This is a genomic window from Chitinophaga oryzae, from assembly GCF_012516375.2.
Classification (GTDB): domain Bacteria; phylum Bacteroidota; class Bacteroidia; order Chitinophagales; family Chitinophagaceae; genus Chitinophaga; species Chitinophaga oryzae.
This window is the reverse complement of the sequence record NZ_CP051204.2, coordinates 1,680,586-1,700,931: the sequence shown is the minus strand read 5'-3', so window position 1 is coordinate 1,700,931 and position 20,346 is coordinate 1,680,586. Positions and strand designations below refer to the sequence as shown.

The window sequence follows — 20,346 nt, the reverse complement described above, 5'->3', positions numbered from 1 at the left end:
CCCCGAAGAAACTATTCACCACACAACCACCAAGTTAAAGTCCTTATGAGTAAGGCGCCATCAACCAAGTCCGGGACCTATATGGCTTTGTTCCGGGCCATTGAAAGTACCAAACCAGCTGAAGAGCGGCTATTTCATGATCCGTACGCAGCAGCCTTTTTATCGGGTTACCATCAAACGCTGATCTCCGGCTGCAGGGTTCCTTTTTTCAGAAAAATGCTGGCAGCCTATATTCAGCTTCGATGGCCCGGCACGCACACTGCCGCCATCGCCCGCACCAAACTGATTGATGACATGGTGGTACAGGCGGTCCGCGAAGATGACATCAACCAGATCATCATCCTCAGCGCCACCTTCGATACCAGGGCCCATCGCCTCGATGTGGGCAAACCGGTCAGCTTTGTAGAGGTGGATCATCCGGACACCCAGCATTTCAAACAAAGCCGTCTCTGGGAACTGATTAAATCACCTGCAGTACACCTGGATTATGTGAAACTGGACATGAACCAACAATACCTCGCTGATGTCATCTCCCCTTATTTCGTCCAGCAACGCCATTACAACAAAACACTCTTTCTCTGGGAAAACCTCACCACACACCTGGAAGCCCGCCACGCAGAAGCCATGTTCGGCTTCATCCGCAGCTTCCCGCCCGGCACACAGGTCATCGTCACCTACCCGGACAAAGCAGTGCTGGAAAACCCGCATCAATTCCGCGGTTTCTCCCGGATCAACAGCACCCTGCGCCGTGCCGGTGAAAACTGGGATTACGGCCTCGATCCCAGGAACATCACCGCGTTTATGCATGAACGTAATATGATCGTCCGTTATGACGGCGGCGCCGATAAATACCGCCAGCAATATTTCGGGGAGAAAAGCCGCAAAATGAAAGGCTATGAATACTTCCGCGTAGTGAAAAGCGAACTGAAATAACCATACCCCCTGCCGGTAAATTCGGGTTATCAATCTTCAGGATTGCAACGTATCTTCGGATAACCATTTACCAGGACAGACCATGCATATCCACTATTTTCAACACGTGCCTTTTGAAGGCCTTGCCAGCATAGCCGACTGGATCGCACAGGGAGAACATCCCACCAGCCATACCCGCTGGTATGATGAAGCTCCCGATACCACCGGCCTGAAAGATGCGGAACTGCTCATCATCATGGGCGGCACCATGGGCGTATATGAACAGGATATTCATCCGTGGATGCTCACCGAGATAAACCTTATCCGGGAAGCCATCGCCCGCGGACAGAAAATACTGGGCATCTGCCTCGGCTCCCAGCTGCTGGCCCATGCCCTCGGCGCCAACGTATATCCGCATACGCAACCGGAAATAGGGTGGTTTCCCATAGACTTCACTTTCCAGGGACAAGCCGCACCACTCGAAAATGTGCTGCCGCACCGCCTCAACACCTTCCATTTCCATGGCGACACCTTCGATGTGCCCGCCGGCGCCACCCGCTTCGCGGCTTCCGCCGCCTGCAGCAACCAGGCGTTTATCTACGGCGACCGTATCATCGGACTGCAGTTTCATATGGAAATGAACAGCGCTGCCATACTGGAGATACTACGCTGCAGCGGCGCCGCCTTTGAACACAGCGCCCCCTTTGTGCAGAGCCCGGAGAAAATAGAACAGTACCTGCACCTGGCCAACGAAAACAATCAAACCATGTTCCGGCTGCTGGACTACCTGGCCGGACTATAAAACGAAAGACATTATGATCGCTGCTTACGACGTATTGATAATAGGAGGAGGACCCATCGGAATAGCCTGCGGACTGGCCGCAAAAAGAGCAGGGCTCAGCTATGTCATCATCGAAAAAGGTTGCCTTGTCAACTCCCTCTATAACTACCCGCTGTACATGACCTTCTTCTCTACTTCTGAAAGACTGGAAATAGGCGGTATCCCTTTTGTATCCATCAATCCCAAGCCCTCCCGGCCGGAAGCGCTGGAATACTACCGCCGCGTGACTACTTCGGAAGCCCTCAACATCAACCTGTTTGAAGAAGTAAGGGAGCTACAGCCCAATGGCAGCGAGTACTTCATCACCACCACCCAAACGGCCTATCATGCCCGGCACGTCATCATCGCCACCGGCTTCTATGATATTCCCAACATGCTGGACGTACCAGGGGAAAACCTGCCGAAAGTCACCCACTACTATAAAGACCCGCACTACTACGCTACCCGTAAAGTGGTGGTGGTAGGCGCCCACAACTCAGCCGTGGACGCGGCCCTGGAAACCTATCGCAAAGGCGCACAGGTCACCATGGTCATCCGCGAAGGTGAAATCGGCAAACGTGTGAAATACTGGGTAAAACCGGATATCGAAAACAGGATCAAAGAAGGCTCCATCAAAGCGTATTTCCATTCGTCCGTCAAAAGCATCGACGAAACTACAGTGACCATCACCACACCGGAAGGGGAAGTCACTTTCGCCAATGATTTTGTGATCGCCATGACCGGCTACCAGCCCGACTTCGGGCTGCTGCAGAAAGCCGGCGTCCAACTCTCCGACGACGCCAAAAAACTACCGGTATACAATCCGCTGACCATGGAGACCAACATGCCACATATCTATCTCGCCGGCGTAGTGTGCGGCGGCATGGACACCCATGTGTGGTTCATCGAAAACTCCCGCGATCACGCAGAAAAAATTATTCACTCCATTCAGAAATAATTACGAATTACGAATTACGAATTGAGGGCTGTCTTACAGAGCGGTTATTTAGTAACCTTTCCAAAAGACAGCCCTCAATTCGTAATTCGTAATTCGTAATTATAAAATATTTACTTCCCGTTCCAGCTCCACCCCGAACTTCTCCTTCACGCTGTCTACCACTTTTTGGGACAACGCGTAGATCTCGCTGCCTTTGGCATGGCCGTAGTTGACCAATACCAGCGCCTGTTTGGCATGTACGCCGGCATCGCCCTCGCGGTAGCCTTTCCAGCCGCATTGTTCAATCAGCCAGCCCGCCGCCAGCTTAAAATGACCGTCGGCCAACGGATACGCTACCACCTGCGGGAAAGCGGCTTTCAGCTTTTCATATTGCGCCGCATCTACCGACGGATTTTTGAAGAAACTGCCTGCATTCCCGATCTTAGCCGGGTCCGGCAGTTTAGACGTACGGATATTGATCACCGCCTGGCTGATCGCCTGTATCGACAGCTCTTTTACCCCCATGCGTTCCAGCTCTTCGTTGATAGCGCCGTAGCTGGTATTAAAACGCGGCACTTTGTTGAGCCTGTAAGTAACATTCAGGATAGCAAACTGGTTACGGTATTGTTTTTTGAAGACGCTTTCCCTGTACCCGAAAGCACAGTCATTGTTCGAAAACGTGACCACCCTGCGATCTTCCAGGTGCAGGGCCTCCAGTGAATGAAACGTATCTTTTATTTCCACGCCATAGGCGCCGATGTTCTGCATGGGACTGGCGCCCACATTGCCCGGTATCAGCGACAGGTTTTCCAGCCCGGCCATATCAGCGGCGAGGCAGTACTGCACCAGTCCATGCCAGTTCTCGCCGGCGCCGGCTTTCACATATACGTGGTCCTTATCTTCGTTCACCACCTTCATCCCCCTGATGTCGTTTTTGAGCATAAGCCCGTCGAAATCTTTTGTAAACAGGATGTTACTGCCGCCGCCGAGGATCATCCGGGGCAGCCCCTTGGCCCGCGGCTCGTCCAGCAATGCCAGCAGCGCCGCCTCGCTGTCAAATGAAGCGAAGTAACGGCTCCTCGCCGGAATACCAAATGTATTATAGGGTTGCAGTAACACGTTTTCTGATACCATAATAGCTTAACTTTATACGAAATTACGAATTACGAATTACGAATTACGAATTGGGAACCCAAACATGGGCTTATTCTCCTATTGTAATTTGTGATTCGCCCATTCGTAATCCATAATTCGCGCCGGAATTATAATCGTAATTAGCGCCCGAATCGTAATTTATCGTTCGCTCCGGAATCGTAATTCGTAATTCGTAATTCGTAATTGATTATGAAAACTGCTATCGTCATCGGTGCAACAGGACTTACCGGTACTCACCTCGTAGCTGCGCTGTTGCAGGACCACTATTTCAGTAAGGTAAAGGTGCTGGTACGGCAGCCCTGGGCCCATCAGCACGCGGGGCTGGAAAGCATTATCGTTGACTTCGATGACGAGCAAAGCCTGTCAGCCGCCATAGAAGGAGATGTGTTTTTTTCCTGTATCGGCACCACCATCAAAAAAGCCGGCACCCAGGAAAACTTCCGCGCTGTGGACTACGGCATCACCACCCGGTGCGCCGCTATCGCCCGCCGCAAAGACATCCCGCAGTTCCTCATGATCTCTTCCATCGGCGCCAATCCCAAATCTTCCAATTTCTACCTGCGCACCAAAGGACAAACGGAAGAAGCCATACTGGCCATGGAATTTGTCGGCACCTATATTTTCCGCCCCTCCTTCCTCATCGGCCAGCGCAACGAGTTCCGCTTCGGTGAGTGGCTGGGTAAGTATCTTATCCAGTTGTTCTACTTCCTGCTGCAGGGCCGCTGGAAAAAATACAGGGGCATCAAAGCCGCTACCGTAGCCCATGCCATGGTCAGGGTCGCCAAACAGTTCGATCCCGGCATTCACATCTTTGAATCAGATGCCATACAAAATTTAGGAATTTAGATACCTTCGCTATCATGAAACGACTTATATTCTTCCTCTCCGTTATATACATTGCCGGCTTTCCAGTATTCGCATCCGCCCAGATCAACAACTACTATCCTGATACCTGGAAAGAAAATGCCATGCCCGAAACACCGGCCCTTAGCGGCGCGGCAGCGGAAGCACCTTATTACATCTCCAGCTATAAGATAGCGCGCGACTTCAATATCACCAATCGCGATAAAGCAGAAGCGGTCACCCATTATAAAACGGTTTACAAAAGAATACACATTAACTCCGCCGCGGCGGCCGACAGCCTCACCCAGCTGGCGCTGACGCTGGAAAACGGGGAACTGCTGCGGGGCTTCCGTATCCGCTCGCTCCTCCCCGACGGCAAAATGATCAACCTGACCGATCAGACAAGGTCCCTCAAACTCAGCGACGGCCGCACCGCCGTGGTAGTCAATAACATCCGGGTGCAGTCCGGCGGGGAACTGGAATATGAACTCAGCCTCAAAGTGATGTTCGATTATGCCGGCGCCGATTACCTCCAGTCCGGCATCGCCAGCGGCCAGATCCGGTTTATGCTGGTGGCGCCCCGCAACCTGCAGTTCAACTTCCATGCGGCCAACGGTGTTCCCGGCATTACCGACAGCATCGCGGGCAATAATCACTACCACGGGGTAATGGTGCAGGATGTGCCGGCACTGAAAAACAACGACTTCTATTACTTCCTGCCCCAGCTGCAACGCATCGATTTTGCGCTGAGCACCGCCGTGGAAGGAAGGGATACCACCCGCCTCACCTGGCAGCAGTTCGGACAGGATATTTATATCCCTTACGTTTCCGTAGATAAAAACGAACAGAAACAATTGGTAAAAGAGCTGGACCGCTGGCCCTTCCTGAAATACCGGCTGCCCGTTCCGCAGCTGATTTATCTGGTGGAACAACATATTAAATCGAACTACAGCCTCCGGCCGTCCAGCGACTTCTTCGAGGCGCCTGACCTGGGTACCATCATCCGCAGCAAACAAACAGACCGGAACGGGATGATCAAACTAATGATGGCGGCGTATTACACGCTCAACATTCCCGTACAGCTGCTGGTGACCGCTTCGCGGGACACCATTCCCTTACAGAAAGCGCTGGTCAACCGTGCCTCGGCCAATAATATCCTGTTGTATTTTCCTGCACAACAGCAGGCACTGGCGCCTACGGAAATGAATACACGTTATCCATGCTATCCGCCACTGTGGGGCAATACCCTGGCGCTCCGCTGCCGCGACACACTGATAGGGGCAGAAAATAAAGTACTCACCGACTTTATCGTAACGCCGCAACCAGCCTACACTTTCAGCAACAGCACCCTGGAAGCCAGCCTCAGTTCCGTTACCCATCCCGTGTGGAAAATCAGCCAGTCTTTCGGCGGCTATGGCGGCAGCAATGCCAAAAACGCGTTCCTGCAGGCCACCACTACGGAACTACGAAACAATATCTTCAACGCGCTGCTGCCTTTCATGCCGGCCGTCCGCACCGTCGTGTCTGTAGAAGCACAGAATGAGAAATTTACCAACGCGCCGCTCGACAAACCCGTAATAGTCAACAGTACACTGGAAACACCCGGACTTATTGTCCAGGACGGCGACCGCTACATGCTCAGCATCGGGCAGCTGCTGGCCGGCCTGCAGAACTACCAGTACACGCTGCCGGAAGGCGACCTCGCCGTACAACTGGCATTTCCCTATTACCAGGAAAAGCGGGTACACATTGACCTGCCGGCAGGGTACACCCTGGCAGACAAGTCTGCTTTTACCGCAGACATCTCCCATAACAATATACTGGGCCTCAAAATGAGATGTGAGGAAGAAAATAGCCGGCTGCACATTTTTATTATTGAATGGTACAGCCAGAGCGAGTTGAAAGGGGAAGACAAAAAAACGCTGGGAAATATACTGGACCGGCTCAAAAAATTACAGCAACAGCAGCTGACACTGGTGAAGAAACAATAGTTATACGCAATCCACGTCCGGCACAATGACCACCGAACGGAAACGTTTCTCCGCCAGCAGGTGTACGAAAAACTCGCGCAGCACATTTTTCACGTGAGCGATCACTTTAGCGTCGCGCGGCAGCTTAATGAGCATCTCCTGCAGGTAATTGTTCCGGACCCTGGCCACCAGCGGGGCGGCCGGTCCTACCAGTTGCGCCCCGAGATGCGGTTGCAGCCAGCCGGCCAGTATCTGCGCCGCCTGCTCTACTACCTGCTGGTTCTTGTGGCGCAACGTCAGTTTCAGTACCCGGAAAAACGGCGGATAGCCAAACTGTTGCCGCTCGGCGATTTCCGCTTCGTACATGCTTTTATAGTCGTGCTCTTTTACAAAATGCAGGACAGGATGCCTTGTATTGCTTGCCTGTATCAATACCTTGCCCATGCCGTGTTTACGGCCGGCGCGGCCACTCACCTGCTCCATCAGCTGAAAAGCTCTCTCATTCACCCGGAAATCCGGATAACTCAATAAACTATCGGCACTGAGGATGCCCACCAGGTTCACATTGTCGAAATCCAGTCCTTTCACCACCATCTGGGTGCCTACCAGGATATCGATCTCCTGCTCTTCCAGCAGCCGGATCATTTTATTATGGCTGTCCTTGTTGCGGATAGAATCCACGTCCATACGGGCGATACGCGCTTCGGGAAACAGCTGTTGCAGATCGTCTTCTATTTTTTCGGTACCAAAACTTTTCGGAATGAGCGATTGGGAACCGCAGGCTTCGCAGGTATACACGTAAGGGTAACGGGTGCCGCAATAGTGGCAATGCAGCTTGTCCTGGTTACGGTGATAGGTCAGCGATACATCACATTGTTTGCAATGCGGTATCCAGCCGCAGGTGGTACACAGCAGGAAAGGCGCATATCCGCGGCGGTTCTGGAACAGGATCACCTGCTTTTTCTCCGCGAGGCTCCGGGTGATCGCTGTTTTTAGCGCCTGGGTGAAATTGCCGTCCATGGTTTTTTCAGCCATCTCCTGTTTGATGTCCACCACTTCTATGGCAGGCATCTGTATACCGCCAAAACGTTCGTTGAGCTCTACCAGCCCGTATTTGCCCTGTTGGGCGTTGAAATAGGATTCCAGCGCAGGTGTGGCGGAGCCCAGCAGCACTTTGGCTTTAAAGAGGCTGGCGTAATAGATGGCCGCATCGCGCGCGTGATAGCGGGGCGCAGGGTCCTGTTGTTTATAGGAAGCGTCGTGTTCTTCATCGAGGATGACCAGCCCGAGATCGCGGAAAGGCAGCAACAGGCTGGAACGGGCGCCCAGCACGATCTGTACTTCACCGTTCTTTACCTTGTTCCATATCTCCACCCGTTCGTTGTTGCTGAAGCGGGAGTGGTAGATGGCGATGCTGCTGCCGAAATGTTTCTGCAGCCGGGTGATGATCTGCGCGGTAAGCGCTATTTCAGGCAACAGATACAGCACCTGCCGGCCGGAGGCCAGGCATTCTTCCATCATCTTCACATATATCTGTGTTTTGCCGCTGGAGGTTACGCCATGCAACAGGGTGACCTGTTTTTCTTCAAAATGCCGGCGGATAGCCTGCAAAGCCACTTCCTGCGAAGGACTCAGGCTGAAGTCGATCTGCGCGTCTACTTTACTGGTACGGATCCTGTCGACCGTCCTTTTCTCAATCCAGAGAATATTTTTGTCTACCAGCCCTTTCAGTTGCGCAGTAGTAGCGCCGGACTTTTTCAGCAGATCGTTCTGTTTTACGTTGCCTTCCGTTTTCTGCAGGTGGAGGTAGGCCAGCAACAGCTCCATTTGTTTGGGGGCGCGGCCCATGTCATTGAAAAGCGCCGCCAGCTGTTCTTCGTTATGGTAGTCTGCATGCAGCTGCACGAAGTTTTCCTTTTTTTCGCGGTATACTTCTTTCAGCTCTTCATAGATCAGGCAGACTTTTTTCTCGATCAGTTTTTTGATCACGGAATATACTTCCGACTTATCGAGGATGAGCTGCACTTCTTCGATGCGCAACTCTTTGCGGATATGCAATGCTTCTGCGATGAGGTATTCATCGTCATCGAGTGCGGTAAAATCTTCGCCGTAGGCGTCATTATATAACAGCAGTGTTTCGCTGGACAGCTTCAGATGGGCGGGAAGGGCTGCATTGAGTACTTCTCCTTCGCTGCACATATAGTAGCTGGCTATCCATGACCAGAAGGCTAACTGTGTGGGATATACGACCGGATCTTTGTCCAGCATATCCAGCAGTGGCTTGGTCTTATAGGCAGGCGCCTGTTCGTGTACCGCTTTTACGATACCTGCATATTTTTTTTGTTTTCCCAGCTGTACTGCCACGCGGCTTCCCGGCTGTAAAGCATTTTCCATGCTTTCAGGGACTGCATAAGTGTAATTTTTAGGAAGGGCCAGCGGCAGTATTACATCAGCGTACTTCATCCTACGGGTTGCAATGTTGGGTAATGGCGGTATTTCCTGAGCTCCCTGTCCATGATATCATAGGTCTGTTGTTTCAGGGTGTTGATATCATCGAGGGTGAGCCCTGCCACCGGGATGGCGGGCAGAAATACCACACGGCATTTGCCGGGGTTCAGATGCATCGGGCCGGTATGCGGCAGCCGGTCGCCGGCGTCTACGTATAAAACAGGTTTAATAGGTATCTGCATTTCAATAGCCATCCGGAAAGCGCCGTTGTGGAACGGGCGCAGGGGCTGATTGGACTCGTTGGTGGTGCCTTCCGGGAACACGAGGATGGAGATGCCGGCTTTGAGGGCGCTCATCATCTCGCGTACGCTGCGGGCGCGGGCTGCCGCGTTGGAACGGTCCACGGACACCACAGAGTTTTTGTAAATAAAACCGAAAGCCGGAATTTTGGCCATTTCCACTTTTCCCAGCGGCCGGAAAGGCAACCGCATCACTTTCACCGCGATGGCCGCATCCAGGTAGGAGCGGTGATTCACCACATAGATACACGGCTCTTTATCTTTTTCTTTTCCACCGTCATATTTACGGGTAACCCGCATTCCCACCGCCGGAAACCACACATGGGCCCAGAAGCGGAGAAAATAAAAGATGATATTTCCACCTTTTTCCTTTCCTAGCAAAGACGCCAGGAAAATTGGCGGCAGGATCAGGAACATGATGGACAAGAAAACGATAGCGGCGTACACAACATAAATTACACGCAACGGTTTCAATAGAAAATTCATAAACGCCTTGTAGAAATGTGAATGATGGCGGAAAACTACGACTTTTTTCCCGCAACGGAGCATAAGGCTCGCAAAGAAGACTTAATACCTGCGTTTTGCTTTTATGTCTCGCAAAGGTGACATAAGACCTGTGTTCTGTTTTTAAGCTCGCAAAGGAGACATAAGACTTGTGTTTTGCTTTTAAGCTCGCAAAGGTGACATAAGACCTGTGTTTTGCTTTTAAGCTCGCAAAGGAGCGGAGCTTTAAGCGGACTATTATTTCATTTATTTATTATTTTATTTATTTGACTATTATAAAATAAGAAAAATAAGTAAATAATAAAATAAGTAGATAATAAAACATAAGGTGGGTTCTTTGCGAGCTTAAAAACAGAACACAGGTCTTATGTCACCTTTGCGAGACTTAAGCGAGACTTGAGCGTGCCTTAATCGCAGCTGCAGCTCCAGTCTTTCTCCAGGTCAATACAGGTGATCACCTTAGCGTGCTGAGGATCACAGGGAGCAAATACAATACGCAGATGCTGCCCTTCATGGGAATAACCTTCCAGGGCATAGGTGGGGCATGGCTGGTCATTAGGATTGGATTTTTCCGGGTTGATCCTGCCGGTGGACAGGATTTCCTGTACCTCCTCCCGGGTCACATGGCGGCAATCCATCCGACAAATGGCATGTTTAGTATATTCCAGACGCGCCTGGCGGTTCAGCAGTCCTTCCGATACACTGGCAGCCATTCTGCCGGAAGGTGTTACCACAGGCTTGTCTGTAATGGGTGCGGAAGCCTTTTTATCACTTCCTTTCCACCATTCCTGATGCCATCCGGCAAACAATAATATTCCCAGTAATATAACGGGCAGGTACTTTTGCAATGATCTCATATTCAATAAACGGGACTCACCTTTTAAGAAAAGCGGCCCTAAATTACTTAAAATTACTTACCTAACTATGACATAAAAAGTTCCTACCTTTGCCATCCTTTATGGAACAGGTTAAAACAGTAGCATTTCATACACTCGGCTGTAAGCTGAATTTTTCAGAAACCTCTACTTTGAGCAGGTTACTGGAACAGGATGGGTTTGTCAAGACGGATTTTGAGAATACAGCAGACGTGTATGTGATCAATACCTGCTCTGTGACCGATAATGCGGATAAAGAATGCCGGCAGCTGGTACGCCGTATTCAGCGCCGCGCGCCGGAGAGCATGGTGGTGATCACCGGCTGTTACGCTCAGCTCAAACCGGAGGAAATCGCTTCTATAGAAGGGGTGGACCTGGTACTGGGCGCCGCGGAGAAATTCAATATCACCGAGCACCTGAAATCACTCACCAAAGGCAACAGCGCTAAGATCTGCTCCTGCGACATCGAAGATGTCAATACTTTCCATTCCTCCTATTCTGTCAACGACCGTACCCGCACCTTCCTGAAAGTACAGGACGGCTGCGATTACAGCTGCACTTTCTGCACCATCCCCATGGCCAGAGGCAAAAGCCGCAGCGACAGTGTTGCCAGCGTGGTGGACAACGCCATCCAGCTGGCGGCCAGCGGCGTGAAGGAGATAGTGCTTACCGGCGTGAACCTCGGCGACTTCGGCAAAGGCTTCACCGGCGGCAAAAAAAGAGAAGAAACTTTTTACGAACTGATACAGGAACTGGATAAGGTGGAAGGTATTGAGCGTTACCGCATCTCCTCCATCGAGCCCAACCTGCTCACCAATGAGATCATTGAATTTGTGGCCAACAGCCGCCGGTTCATGCCTCATTTCCATATACCGCTGCAGAGCGGCAATAACGAGATACTGGGCCTCATGCGCCGCCGCTACCGCCGCGAACTGTATGCGGAAAAAGTGGCGCTGATCAAACAGTTCATGCCACACTGCGCCATCGGCGTAGACGTCATCGTAGGCTTCCCCTCCGAAAGCGACGCCCATTTCCAGGACACCTGCGACTTCCTCCACAGTCTCGACGTGTCTTACCTGCACGTATTCACTTACTCTGAACGCGCCAACACGCCCGCACTCGACATCAAACCCGTAGTGCCGGTCAATGTACGCCATGAACGCAACAAACAACTGCGTAACCTCAGCCACAAAAAACAACAGTTCTTCCAGGAACAACATCTCAGCGAAACCCGCAAGGTGCTGTTCGAAAGCCACAGCAAAGACGGCATGATGGAAGGTTATACCGATAACTATATCCGGGTAACTACCCACTTCCGCGAAGAATGGGTAAACCAGCTGGTGGACTGGGAGCTGCGGTAAATCAGCTGTCAGGACGGCTTACGGCGTAATATATATCCCCAGAAACGGTCGTGCAGGGTAACGAGATTGCCTATCAGGTAGTAATCTTTCAGGTTGTTTTTGATGCTGCTGCGCATAATGCGCACCACTACATTCTTTTCCACCTCGCCGGTCTCGTTTACCACCATCAGCATCTCCAGCGAGATAAGCGCTATCACTGCCGCTATGAGGAACAGGAAGTTCCATTCATGCAACGCCACCAGGTGCAGCAACAGGCTGCTCTTTTCCCCCTGCCACTGCGCATCTATACGAAGTGACTTATGTTCGAAGAAGTCCGCCAGCACCCCGCCCGCTATCGGCCCCAGGGCAGAAAACACGGCAGTAATAATATTTTTGGCAGACAGGTAAACGATGGCGTCTTTGGAAGGTGCCAGCTTTAAACCGATATTGGTAATAGACAGGTTGATGCCTGCATTGGCAATACCCATCAGCATATGCACGATCACCAGCAGGATGATATTGGCATATAGCTTTGTATAAATGCCCACAAAACACCATAGGATCAGGCTGATGATATACAACGGCGCACTGATGGCGATAATGGTCTTGTTGCTGTAACGGTCTGCAAACTTGCCCCAGATACGGATCGTAAAAATACCGAACAGCTGGCTGATGATCGTCAGCACCGTAATGGAAGACAACGAAAGCCCCATCCCCTTCATCATATATACCGTAAAAAACGGCTGCGCGATATTCATGGCAAACACCCAGGCAGAGTTGAATACCAGGAGGCGTACAAAATTCAGGTCTGACAACGGGCGCTTCAACAGCCGGAACACATTCTCCTTGTCCATATACATCTGCGGCTCCGGCGCGCGGGAAAGGATGGCCGCCCCTGTCAGACCGGCAGCGCCGGCCAGCAAAAACAGGAAATAATATGTATCCAGCTCGTACTGCGGATACTGCCTGCGGATATAATCCACGCCCAGGGCCGCCGCCAGGCTCAGCACCACGTTCAGTGTCTGGGTATAACTGCCCCTCCTCGAAAAATAACTGCCCAGCATGGATTCCGGCACCAGGTCTTTTATCCACGCGTTCCAGGCGGGGCCGGCCAGCGAACCGAAAAAATAAAAGCACGACAGGAAAACGATCAGGAAATGTATACTGGCAGCGCCGGGAAAAAGCAGCGGTATCACCCCGATCACCACCAGCGGTATCCTCGCCACGATGGTACAGATAACGGTCACGGCCCTACGATTATTCGAGCGCCTTACCAGCCAGATAGATATCAGCTGAAAAATATTGGTGAAAGTAGGCAACGCCGACAACACCCCGATTTGTAGATTACTGGCCCCTAACATCAGGGCCATAGCGACCAGGAAGGCGCCGCTGGTAAGCGTTGTCATCACTTCGGCCGCAAGGCCGTCGCCGATAACGAGTTTCATGCCCCTCTCCGTATCCTGCTCAGTGAGCTTTGCAACAGGTTTCCACATAATGCTGTTGAAAAAAGATACAGAGAGGGTTCAATGATAATGCCACATACACCGGCCTGAGGGGCTTCCCTATTTAGGGAAACCCGGGTCAGCCTTCACTTCGTCGATCTGTTTGATATGCCTCATCGTATGGGCGGCATTAAACAGTAACAGCTGGTAGGCATCCACTGTACCGAGGTTGGGATCGTCTGTAATATGCTCCCGCAGCTGATCGTTGGTGTTGGTGACGTAGTCTGTCAGCTGGTCACGCTGTGCCACAAAAGCGTTGATGGCGTCCGCCGGCGCGGCATAACTGTGTTTGGGCATGCCCATGGGTGGTGTTTGTTGTTTCTGGCTGCGGTCTTCAATCATCTGCAGCAATTTCTCATCGGTAAATTTCAGGTCTTTCTTACGCTGGGGATTGGCAGGCTGGGTCACCAGTTTTTTTTCCGCGTCCATCATCAGTTTTTCGATGATGGTAAGATGTTCCACACAATCGATGACAGACCACCGGTCGGGCGCCGGTTTGAATTCCAGCTGGGCGTCTGTCAGCCCTGCGATGCTCTTCAGCAGCTGGTCTTTAGAGTCTTTGAGTTGCTGGATCAACAGGGATTTGTCTTCATGTTTTGCGGGATGCAGCGGCGGGAGGATAAAACCCGAAAACAGTACTACGGCCAAAGATAAAAGCACTTTTTTCATAGCAGTAAGTTTAGGTGGAGAAATGGGGTCGGTAAGCCACCACAAAGCTACAAAAATCAGGGCACTTGTATCAGTTCCAGGAAAGTATCGCGCGGGATGAAACCTGCTCCCAGCGAGGCGAGATGTTCCGTTTCCACCTGGCAGTCGATCAGCTTCAATTCATGTGCGTATGCCTGTACAAAAGTGATAAAAGCCGCTTTGGAAGCGTTGCTCACATCAGAGAACATGGACTCACCGAAGAAGCAGTCTCCTATTTTGACGCCATAGAGGCCGCCTACGAGCTCGTCATCCATCCAGCTTTCCACGGACATGGCGTATCCTGCCTGATGCAGGCGGATATAGGCTTCCTGCATCTCATCGGTGATCCAGGTGCTGTCCTGCCCGGGGCGGGGAATACGGCTGCATCGGGCGATGACAGCGGGAAAATCGGCATTGTAGGTAATACGGAACTGGTTGCGGCGCAGCACCTGTTTCATGCTGGAAGACACTTTCAGGTCGGCCGGAAACAATACGAAACGGGGATCGGGGCTCCACCAGAGAATAGGACGTTCGTCGAACCAGGGGAAAATACCGGAGCGGTATGCCAGCAGCAGTCTCTCCGCGGAAAGGTCGCCGCCCACGGCCAGCAGGCCATCCGGCTCAGCGAGATGTACCGGAGGGAAAAGCAGTTGTTTTTTATTGAGACGGAAAACGGGCATGGAAAATAAAATCGGTTAGCTGTCCGCCATCTCTTCGATAGTGGCGCTGATACCTCTTTCTACCAGCGCTTCCCACATTGGGCGCAGCTTGGTGTATTCCCCTTCCTTTACAGCATATTTACCGTTATGATGAATAATAAGGGCGCATTGCTCCGCCTGCTGGTGGGTATGGCCGCATACTTCGATCAGGGAAGCGATCACCCAATCGAAGGTATTAACATCATCATTCCACACGACCAGGCTGAAGGGAAACTGCTCGTCTTCTGCTACGAGCACGTCCTCCAGTTCTTCCGTAAATACCTGTGTATTAGTTCTTTCGCTCATTTTTAAATAAAGCTTTACGCAAAATTACATGGATTATTCGTTAATTTATTCATATTTGACCCAGAGAAATGATTATTTAAGATTTGTTTATTTTCATATTTGCTGTTTCACCCCGCTGTTTGGCGCCGGAATGGTAACCAGATAATAAACAAAATAACAATGTGTTATATGGTCCATAGCTTGGTTTTATTGATGGATACCCATCTGCCGCTGAAAGATCCGGTACCCATTTTCTCGCTGGTACTGTTCATTATTCTGCTGGCCCCGATTATTCTCCGCAAGTTCCGTATCCCCAGTATTATCGGGCTGATACTCGCCGGTATGGCTATCGGCGAGCATGGGTTTGGCGTGATTGAAAAAGGCAGTATCGATCTTTTTGGCAAGGCGGGCTTACTGTACATCATGTTTCTCGCCGGCCTGGAGCTGGATATGACGGAGTTCCGCAAGAACCGGTACCGCAGTATGGTGTTTGGAGGCCTGACCTTTTTTATTCCCCTGGCGCTGGGGTTTGTGGTGTGCACCTATGTGCTGCATTTTAACTTCAAGGCCACGCTGCTGGTATCCAGCATGTTCGCCACACATACGCTGGTAGCCTATCCGCTCGCCAGCAGGCTCGGTATCACCAAAAACGAAGCCGTGACCGTGGCCGTGGGCGGCACCATCATTACCGATACCGCCGTGCTGCTGATCCTGGCCATTATTACCGGGGCGCAGGCAGGCAACCTCAATACGTATTTCTGGGTGAAACTGGGCATTTCACTGACGATATTCGCGCTCATCATCCTCTGGCTGATGCCCATGCTGGGCCGCTGGTTTTTTAAGAAGATCAAGGACGATAAAACCTCCCACTTCATCTTTGTACTGGCCCTCGTGTTCGCCGCTGCCTTCCTTGCGGAACTGGCAGGCGTGGAAGGCATTATCGGCGCATTCCTCGCCGGCCTGGCCCTCAACCAGCTGATCCCGCATACTTCGCCGCTGATGAACCGTATCGAATTTGTGGGCAACGCCCTCTTTATCCCGTTCTTCCTCATCAGCGTGGGCATGCTGGTAGACCTCCGCGTATTGCTGAAAGGGCCTGAAGCGCTCATCATTGCCGGCGCCCTCACCATCATGGCCCTCAGCAGCAAATGGTTCGCCGCATTCTTTACGCAGCTGATCTTTAAATACAGCCCTACCCAACGGAACGTGATCTTCGGCCTCAGCAGCGCCCACGCTGCCGCCACCATCGCCGTGATCCTCATCGGTTTTAATATGGGCATCGTAGATGAACACGTGCTCAACGGCACCGTAGTGCTCATCCTCATTACCTGCCTGGTAGGCTCTTTCGTGACCGAAAACGCCGGCCGCCGCCTGGCCCTCCAGGAAGCAGAACAGAAGCCTGAACTGCCGGACCAGCCGGAACGTATACTGGTGCCCGTCTCCAACCCGGAAAAGATTGAAGCGCTGCTGGACTTCGCCGTCATGATCAAAGACGCAAAGGTGCCTACGCCCATCTATCCGCTGGCCGTGGTGCAGGACAACGAAGAAGCGCGCGACAAAATCCATCTCACCAACAAAATGATGGAAAAAGCCGTAATCCATGCAGCCGCCACAGAAAGCAATGTGCAGGTAGTCACCCGCATCGACCTCAACGTGTCCGATGGCATCGCCCGCGCCGCCAAAGAACTGATGATCAGCGACGTGATCCTGGGCTGGACAGACAAAACCAGCACCACCGACCGCCTCTTCGGAAATATCTTCGGTACCACCATGGACAACGTATTGCAGAGCGTATGGGAAACCGTATATGTGTGCAACTTCCTGCACCCGCTCAGCACCACCAAAAAAATGGTGCTCGTACTGCCGCCTAATACCGAATATGAACTGGGCTTCCTGCACTACCTGCAGAAAATGTTCCTGCTGGCCAAACAGGCCGGCGCCAAACTGCTGGTGTTTTCCAACACCCGGACGAAGTCGGTCACGGAAGCTTTCATCACCCAGTCCAAACTAAGCGTGGAAGTCACTTTCAAACCCTTCGACACCATCGAAGACTTCCTTATCCTCTCCCGTGAAGTGACCCGCGACGACCTGGTGGTAGTGGTGACGGCCCGCAAAGGCACCCTCTCCTATCATGCGTACCTGGAGAATATACCGGCGAAAGTAAGCCGTCATTTTAAAGACAATAATGTTATCCTGTTGTATCCGGAACAAACGGAAATTGATTACCTCGAAGCCGGACTGCAGCCAGACGACCTTACCCTCGCGCCGATACAGGAACAACTGGCCAATCTGAACAAACTCGGAAAAGCCTTCAAACGCATCTTCAAAGGGCCCAAAAACAAAGGGTCATAATCGTACATTATGTATACAATTCATCATTCATATCAGGAACGATAAATATTTTTCACCCGCTTCAAACCCTTTAATACAAAGGGTTTGAAGCATCCTCCTTCCTAATATTTGAAAAAATATTTGGTAGAATAAAAATAGTTTATACCTTTGCAATCCCATCGAACGAAAGGCTCGGTGGTAAACAAAAAAGAAGGGAGCTTAGCTCAGCTGGTTCAGAGCATCTGCCTTACAAGCAGAGGGTCACTGGTTCGAATCCAGTAGCTCCCACTTCCGTTTTTTGAATTATTGAAAGGATCTTTTTTAGGGAGCTTAGCTCAGCTGGTTCAGAGCATCTGCCTTACAAGCAGAGGGTCACTGGTTCGAATCCAGTAGCTCCCACACTTCATCGTTATTTAAAAGATCTTTTTCCCGGGAGCTTAGCTCAGCTGGTTCAGAGCATCTGCCTTACAAGCAGAGGGTCACTGGTTCGAATCCAGTAGCTCCCACACAAAGCCATTCAGTAGTTCTACTGACTGGCTTTTTTGTTTTAATACCTACCTTCGCCACACACATCCCCACTTATAAATAAGTACATATGAAACAGCTTATGTGGCTGACAGCACTGCTGATCACCGGCAGCTTCCATTCCACCGTTGCCGCAGGACAGCCATCCCGCGATACACTGGTACTGGCCACCTACCAGTACAGCACCAACACCAGGACCGCCAACCTGCAACCACTGGCCCTCACACTGCAGCAACAGCTGGGCAACCCTGTCAAGGTAATGAGCTACCCTTCAGTTCAACAACTGATAACCGGCCTTTCCAAACAGGAAGTGGACATCGCTTTTATCAGCACCATGGGCTACCTGTTGTATGACCAGCAATCACAAAAACACTATACACCCACCGTATCCCTGCAGTTTCCACCGGACACGGCCAGCGACCACTACAAGTCCTGCATCGTGGCCCGGCACGACTTTGCCGGCACCGATATCCGCTCGCTGCAAGCGGTAAAAGGAAAAAATACGTTCGCCTTTGTCAACAAAGGTTCCACTTCCGGCAATCTCATCCCCCGCCTCGCACTTAGCGGCGCCGGTATCTCCAGCCCGGAAGCTGTTTTTTCCGACATCGTTTATACCGGCAATCACAAAAGCGCGCTGGAAGGCGTGATCAACGGGCAATACCAGTTTGCCGCTTTGGGTAAAGAAGAATATGCCACCCTGCGCAAAGACAATCCGGCCGCAGCAGCTGCTGTCAAAGTACTCTGGTCGTCAGCCGAAATTCCGCTGGGCCCGGTATTGCTGCGTGCTGATATGAAACAAAAACATAAAACGCAGGTGGTCCGTGCGCTGCTGCAATTACATCAGCAACAGCCAGCCGCCTTCGATGCCATCAAAGCCGGATGGACGGAAGCCAGATATGCCACGGCGTTTAAGCCCGTTACCCGTGCCTCCTATTACCGGTTCCTGAATGTACAGTCCACCCCCGGAGTGGTAAAAGAAATACTGGAGCAGTTTGGGGTTATGTGAAGTATCCCGCAGGCGCGTGGGGTTCCTGCAAAGGCGCAAAGCAACAAAGAGCGCAAAGATTTTTTTAAGTTTAAATAAGAAAGCAAAGGAGCGGAGATCAAATCGAATTGATCTCCGCTCCTTTGCTTTCTTTGCCCGCTTGTTATAATCTTTGAGAGCTTTGCTGCTTGGCGCCTTTGCGGGAACCCTTCTCTGCTTTTTTCACATAGTTTCCTTCGAAGAAACACTTGATGCCACGGTAAGCGCCACAACCGCCTATCTCGCGGATAGTTACCTTGCCGGCGGAAAACTGGAAGGCGATGCCACAGGAAGATTCCTTGTCTTTAAACTCGCCTCTGTTACCTGCAATGTAATGTCCTCTTCCGCTCAGTTCACCTTTACAGCTACCATTATTTTTAGAGAAGGTGATGAAGAACTGGAAAGTTTTAGCGTCTTCCCCGTCACGGATGGAGATCAGGCTCATGTCGCCGGAAGTGTAATCGCCGGAGAACTTATGCTTGCGCGGCAGTGTATCAATAGGGTTGAAGATTTGTCCGGGCGTGGTGGGACCATTGGAGTTGGTCATGATCAGCTGCACCATACCATCTTTACCCACGGCATAAAAATCCTCTCTCAGGGCAGTGCTGCTGCTGCTCAGTTTTTTTTCCGAGCTGATTTTGATCACATTTTTAGTATCGATGGAAGTGGAAATAACTGTACCGTCGGCACTACCGGTGTTGGCTATACGCAAGCGGTTCAGGTATTTTCCTTTTTTGTCGAGTATGCAAAGATAACCGGTTGTCTGTGTGCGGCCTACCGCTTTCATGACCATGTAGTTGGTCACGTTTCCCGGGATGCGGGTGAGCGGGAACAGCTTTACTTTTTCCGTTTTGCCATAATCTCCCTGGGTGAGGGTGTCGGTGAGAAAGCGGCTCACGTCAGCAGCTCCCACCGCAAGCGAGTCGGCCATTTTCAGCTGCAGGGAGTCTGCATTCAGTTTATACGGTAATGTTCCGGGTGTAAACAGTTCCTGGAAGTCTTCAAATGTCATCGGCTCATTAGCGCCTTTGCCAGGTTTCTTGTTGGATTTACAGGCTGCCAGTGCACCAATTGTCAATAATAATAACAGGTAACGCTTCATGCAAAGTTGATTCAGGGCGAAAAGTTAGATATAATTTTTATATGTGCGCAGCTAAAATCAAAAAACATACCGGATGAGGAAAAGTTCAA

General features: G+C 51.4%; 17 protein-coding genes and 3 tRNA genes. 11 read left to right on the top strand and 9 right to left on the bottom strand.

What is annotated here, in order from left to right; genetic code table 11:
* The first annotated feature begins 81 nt into the window (after positions 1 to 81).
* The 3 genes from HF324_RS07095 (at position 82) to HF324_RS07085 (ending at position 2,690) form a co-directional block, all read left to right on the top strand.
* Positions 82 to 933, top strand: a complete 852-nt coding sequence (locus HF324_RS07095) for a class I SAM-dependent methyltransferase (RefSeq protein ID WP_168810848.1) — start codon at positions 82 to 84, stop codon at positions 931 to 933.
* An 82-nt stretch (positions 934 to 1,015) separates the two neighbouring features.
* Positions 1,016 to 1,714 (top strand): type 1 glutamine amidotransferase, encoded by a 699-nt coding sequence (locus HF324_RS07090; RefSeq protein WP_168862185.1) that lies wholly within the window; start codon positions 1,016 to 1,018, stop codon positions 1,712 to 1,714.
* A gap of 13 nt (positions 1,715 to 1,727) precedes the next feature.
* A complete protein-coding gene (locus tag HF324_RS07085; RefSeq protein WP_168862184.1) occupies positions 1,728 to 2,690 on the top strand; it encodes a YpdA family putative bacillithiol disulfide reductase in 963 nt (320 codons plus the stop codon).
* Positions 2,691 to 2,789: 99 nt separating this feature from the next.
* Here HF324_RS07085 and murB read toward each other — a convergent pair whose 3' ends face one another.
* Complete coding sequence (gene murB / locus HF324_RS07080; RefSeq protein WP_168810842.1) at positions 2,790 to 3,803, bottom strand: UDP-N-acetylmuramate dehydrogenase; 1,014 nt, start codon at positions 3,801 to 3,803, stop codon at positions 2,790 to 2,792.
* Positions 3,804 to 4,013: 210 nt separating this feature from the next.
* On the opposite strand from murB, the gene HF324_RS07075 reads away from it, so the two are divergent.
* A complete protein-coding gene (locus tag HF324_RS07075; protein WP_168810840.1) occupies positions 4,014 to 4,670 on the top strand; it encodes an NAD(P)H-binding protein in 657 nt (218 codons plus the stop codon).
* A gap of 14 nt (positions 4,671 to 4,684) precedes the next feature.
* Positions 4,685 to 6,658 (top strand): hypothetical protein, encoded by a 1,974-nt coding sequence (locus HF324_RS07070; RefSeq protein WP_168810838.1) that lies wholly within the window; start codon positions 4,685 to 4,687, stop codon positions 6,656 to 6,658.
* On the opposite strand, the gene priA is transcribed toward HF324_RS07070, so the two are convergent.
* The 3 genes from priA to HF324_RS07055 all read right to left on the bottom strand — a co-directional run bounded on the left by priA (position 6,659) and on the right by HF324_RS07055 (position 10,745).
* Complete coding sequence (priA, locus tag HF324_RS07065; protein ID WP_168810836.1) at positions 6,659 to 9,100, bottom strand: replication restart helicase PriA; 2,442 nt, start codon at positions 9,098 to 9,100, stop codon at positions 6,659 to 6,661.
* The gene (locus HF324_RS07060; protein ID WP_168810834.1) at positions 9,097 to 9,870 is read right to left on the bottom strand and encodes a lysophospholipid acyltransferase family protein; all 774 of its coding nucleotides are present in this window, start codon (positions 9,868 to 9,870) and stop codon (positions 9,097 to 9,099) included. The genes priA and HF324_RS07060 overlap by 4 nt, the downstream gene beginning before the upstream one ends.
* A 425-nt stretch (positions 9,871 to 10,295) precedes the next feature.
* A complete protein-coding gene (locus tag HF324_RS07055) occupies positions 10,296 to 10,745 on the bottom strand; it encodes a DUF4258 domain-containing protein (protein WP_168810831.1) in 450 nt (149 codons plus the stop codon).
* Positions 10,746 to 10,915: 170 nt separating this feature from the next.
* Here HF324_RS07055 and mtaB point away from each other — a divergent pair, with 170 nt between their 5' ends.
* Positions 10,916 to 12,124, top strand: coding sequence for a tRNA (N(6)-L-threonylcarbamoyladenosine(37)-C(2))-methylthiotransferase MtaB (gene mtaB / locus HF324_RS07050; RefSeq protein WP_246269447.1), 1,209 nt, complete (start codon positions 10,916 to 10,918; stop codon positions 12,122 to 12,124).
* Positions 12,125 to 12,132: 8 nt separating this feature from the next.
* Here mtaB and HF324_RS07045 read toward each other — a convergent pair whose 3' ends face one another.
* The 4 genes from HF324_RS07045 to HF324_RS07030 all read right to left on the bottom strand — a co-directional run bounded on the left by HF324_RS07045 (position 12,133) and on the right by HF324_RS07030 (position 15,296).
* The gene (locus HF324_RS07045) at positions 12,133 to 13,548 is read right to left on the bottom strand and encodes an MFS transporter (RefSeq protein ID WP_258539449.1); all 1,416 of its coding nucleotides are present in this window, start codon (positions 13,546 to 13,548) and stop codon (positions 12,133 to 12,135) included.
* A 117-nt stretch (positions 13,549 to 13,665) separates the two neighbouring features.
* Positions 13,666 to 14,274 carry a DinB family protein gene (locus HF324_RS07040; protein ID WP_168810825.1) on the bottom strand — a complete coding sequence of 203 codons (609 nt, stop codon included), beginning with the start codon at positions 14,272 to 14,274 and terminating at the stop codon, positions 13,666 to 13,668.
* A gap of 56 nt (positions 14,275 to 14,330) precedes the next feature.
* On the bottom strand, positions 14,331 to 14,972 hold the full coding sequence (aat, locus tag HF324_RS07035; RefSeq protein WP_168810823.1) for a leucyl/phenylalanyl-tRNA--protein transferase: 642 nt from the start codon (positions 14,970 to 14,972) through the stop codon (positions 14,331 to 14,333).
* Positions 14,973 to 14,987: 15 nt separating this feature from the next.
* Positions 14,988 to 15,296 carry an ATP-dependent Clp protease adaptor ClpS gene (locus HF324_RS07030; RefSeq protein WP_168862182.1) on the bottom strand — a complete coding sequence of 103 codons (309 nt, stop codon included), beginning with the start codon at positions 15,294 to 15,296 and terminating at the stop codon, positions 14,988 to 14,990.
* 168 nt (positions 15,297 to 15,464) lie between these two features.
* Between HF324_RS07030 and HF324_RS07025 the strand changes: the two genes are divergently transcribed.
* The 5 genes from HF324_RS07025 (at position 15,465) to HF324_RS07005 (ending at position 19,137) form a co-directional block, all read left to right on the top strand.
* A complete protein-coding gene (locus HF324_RS07025) occupies positions 15,465 to 17,627 on the top strand; it encodes a cation:proton antiporter (RefSeq protein ID WP_168810819.1) in 2,163 nt (720 codons plus the stop codon).
* 192 nt (positions 17,628 to 17,819) lie between these two features.
* Positions 17,820 to 17,894 (top strand) — tRNA-Val (locus HF324_RS07020).
* Positions 17,895 to 17,930: 36 nt separating this feature from the next.
* Positions 17,931 to 18,005: transfer RNA gene (locus HF324_RS07015), tRNA-Val, on the top strand.
* A gap of 32 nt (positions 18,006 to 18,037) precedes the next feature.
* Positions 18,038 to 18,112 (top strand) — tRNA-Val (locus HF324_RS07010).
* An 89-nt stretch (positions 18,113 to 18,201) separates the two neighbouring features.
* Positions 18,202 to 19,137: a phosphate/phosphite/phosphonate ABC transporter substrate-binding protein gene (locus HF324_RS07005; RefSeq protein WP_168810817.1), complete on the top strand. Its 936-nt coding sequence runs from the start codon at positions 18,202 to 18,204 to the stop codon at positions 19,135 to 19,137.
* 142 nt (positions 19,138 to 19,279) lie between these two features.
* On the opposite strand, the gene HF324_RS07000 is transcribed toward HF324_RS07005, so the two are convergent.
* Positions 19,280 to 20,257, bottom strand: coding sequence for a DUF4174 domain-containing protein (locus HF324_RS07000; protein WP_168810815.1), 978 nt, complete (start codon positions 20,255 to 20,257; stop codon positions 19,280 to 19,282).
* Positions 20,258 to 20,346 lie beyond the last annotated feature (89 nt).

What these genes read in the sequence shown, in the direction of transcription:
- HF324_RS07095 (WP_168810848.1), top strand. Translation starts at nt 82, where the DNA reads ATGGCTTTGTTCCGGGCCATTGAAAGTACCAAACCAGCTGAAGAGCGG.
- HF324_RS07090 (WP_168862185.1), top strand. Translation starts at nt 1,016, where the DNA reads ATGCATATCCACTATTTTCAACACGTGCCTTTTGAAGGCCTTGCCAGC.
- HF324_RS07085 (WP_168862184.1), top strand. Translation starts at nt 1,728, where the DNA reads ATGATCGCTGCTTACGACGTATTGATAATAGGAGGAGGACCCATCGGA.
- murB (WP_168810842.1), bottom strand. Translation starts at nt 3,803, where the DNA reads ATGGTATCAGAAAACGTGTTACTGCAACCCTATAATACATTTGGTATT.
- HF324_RS07075 (WP_168810840.1), top strand. Translation starts at nt 4,014, where the DNA reads ATGAAAACTGCTATCGTCATCGGTGCAACAGGACTTACCGGTACTCAC.
- HF324_RS07070 (WP_168810838.1), top strand. Translation starts at nt 4,685, where the DNA reads ATGAAACGACTTATATTCTTCCTCTCCGTTATATACATTGCCGGCTTT.
- priA (WP_168810836.1), bottom strand. Translation starts at nt 9,100, where the DNA reads ATGAAGTACGCTGATGTAATACTGCCGCTGGCCCTTCCTAAAAATTAC.
- HF324_RS07060 (WP_168810834.1), bottom strand. Translation starts at nt 9,870, where the DNA reads ATGAATTTTCTATTGAAACCGTTGCGTGTAATTTATGTTGTGTACGCC.
- HF324_RS07055 (WP_168810831.1), bottom strand. Translation starts at nt 10,745, where the DNA reads ATGAGATCATTGCAAAAGTACCTGCCCGTTATATTACTGGGAATATTA.
- HF324_RS07045 (WP_258539449.1), bottom strand. Translation starts at nt 13,548, where the DNA reads ATGAAACTCGTTATCGGCGACGGCCTTGCGGCCGAAGTGATGACAACG.
- HF324_RS07040 (WP_168810825.1), bottom strand. Translation starts at nt 14,274, where the DNA reads ATGAAAAAAGTGCTTTTATCTTTGGCCGTAGTACTGTTTTCGGGTTTT.
- aat (WP_168810823.1), bottom strand. Translation starts at nt 14,972, where the DNA reads ATGCCCGTTTTCCGTCTCAATAAAAAACAACTGCTTTTCCCTCCGGTA.
- HF324_RS07030 (WP_168862182.1), bottom strand. Translation starts at nt 15,296, where the DNA reads ATGAGCGAAAGAACTAATACACAGGTATTTACGGAAGAACTGGAGGAC.
- HF324_RS07025 (WP_168810819.1), top strand. Translation starts at nt 15,465, where the DNA reads ATGGTCCATAGCTTGGTTTTATTGATGGATACCCATCTGCCGCTGAAA.
- HF324_RS07005 (WP_168810817.1), top strand. Translation starts at nt 18,202, where the DNA reads ATGAAACAGCTTATGTGGCTGACAGCACTGCTGATCACCGGCAGCTTC.
- HF324_RS07000 (WP_168810815.1), bottom strand. Translation starts at nt 20,257, where the DNA reads ATGAAGCGTTACCTGTTATTATTATTGACAATTGGTGCACTGGCAGCC.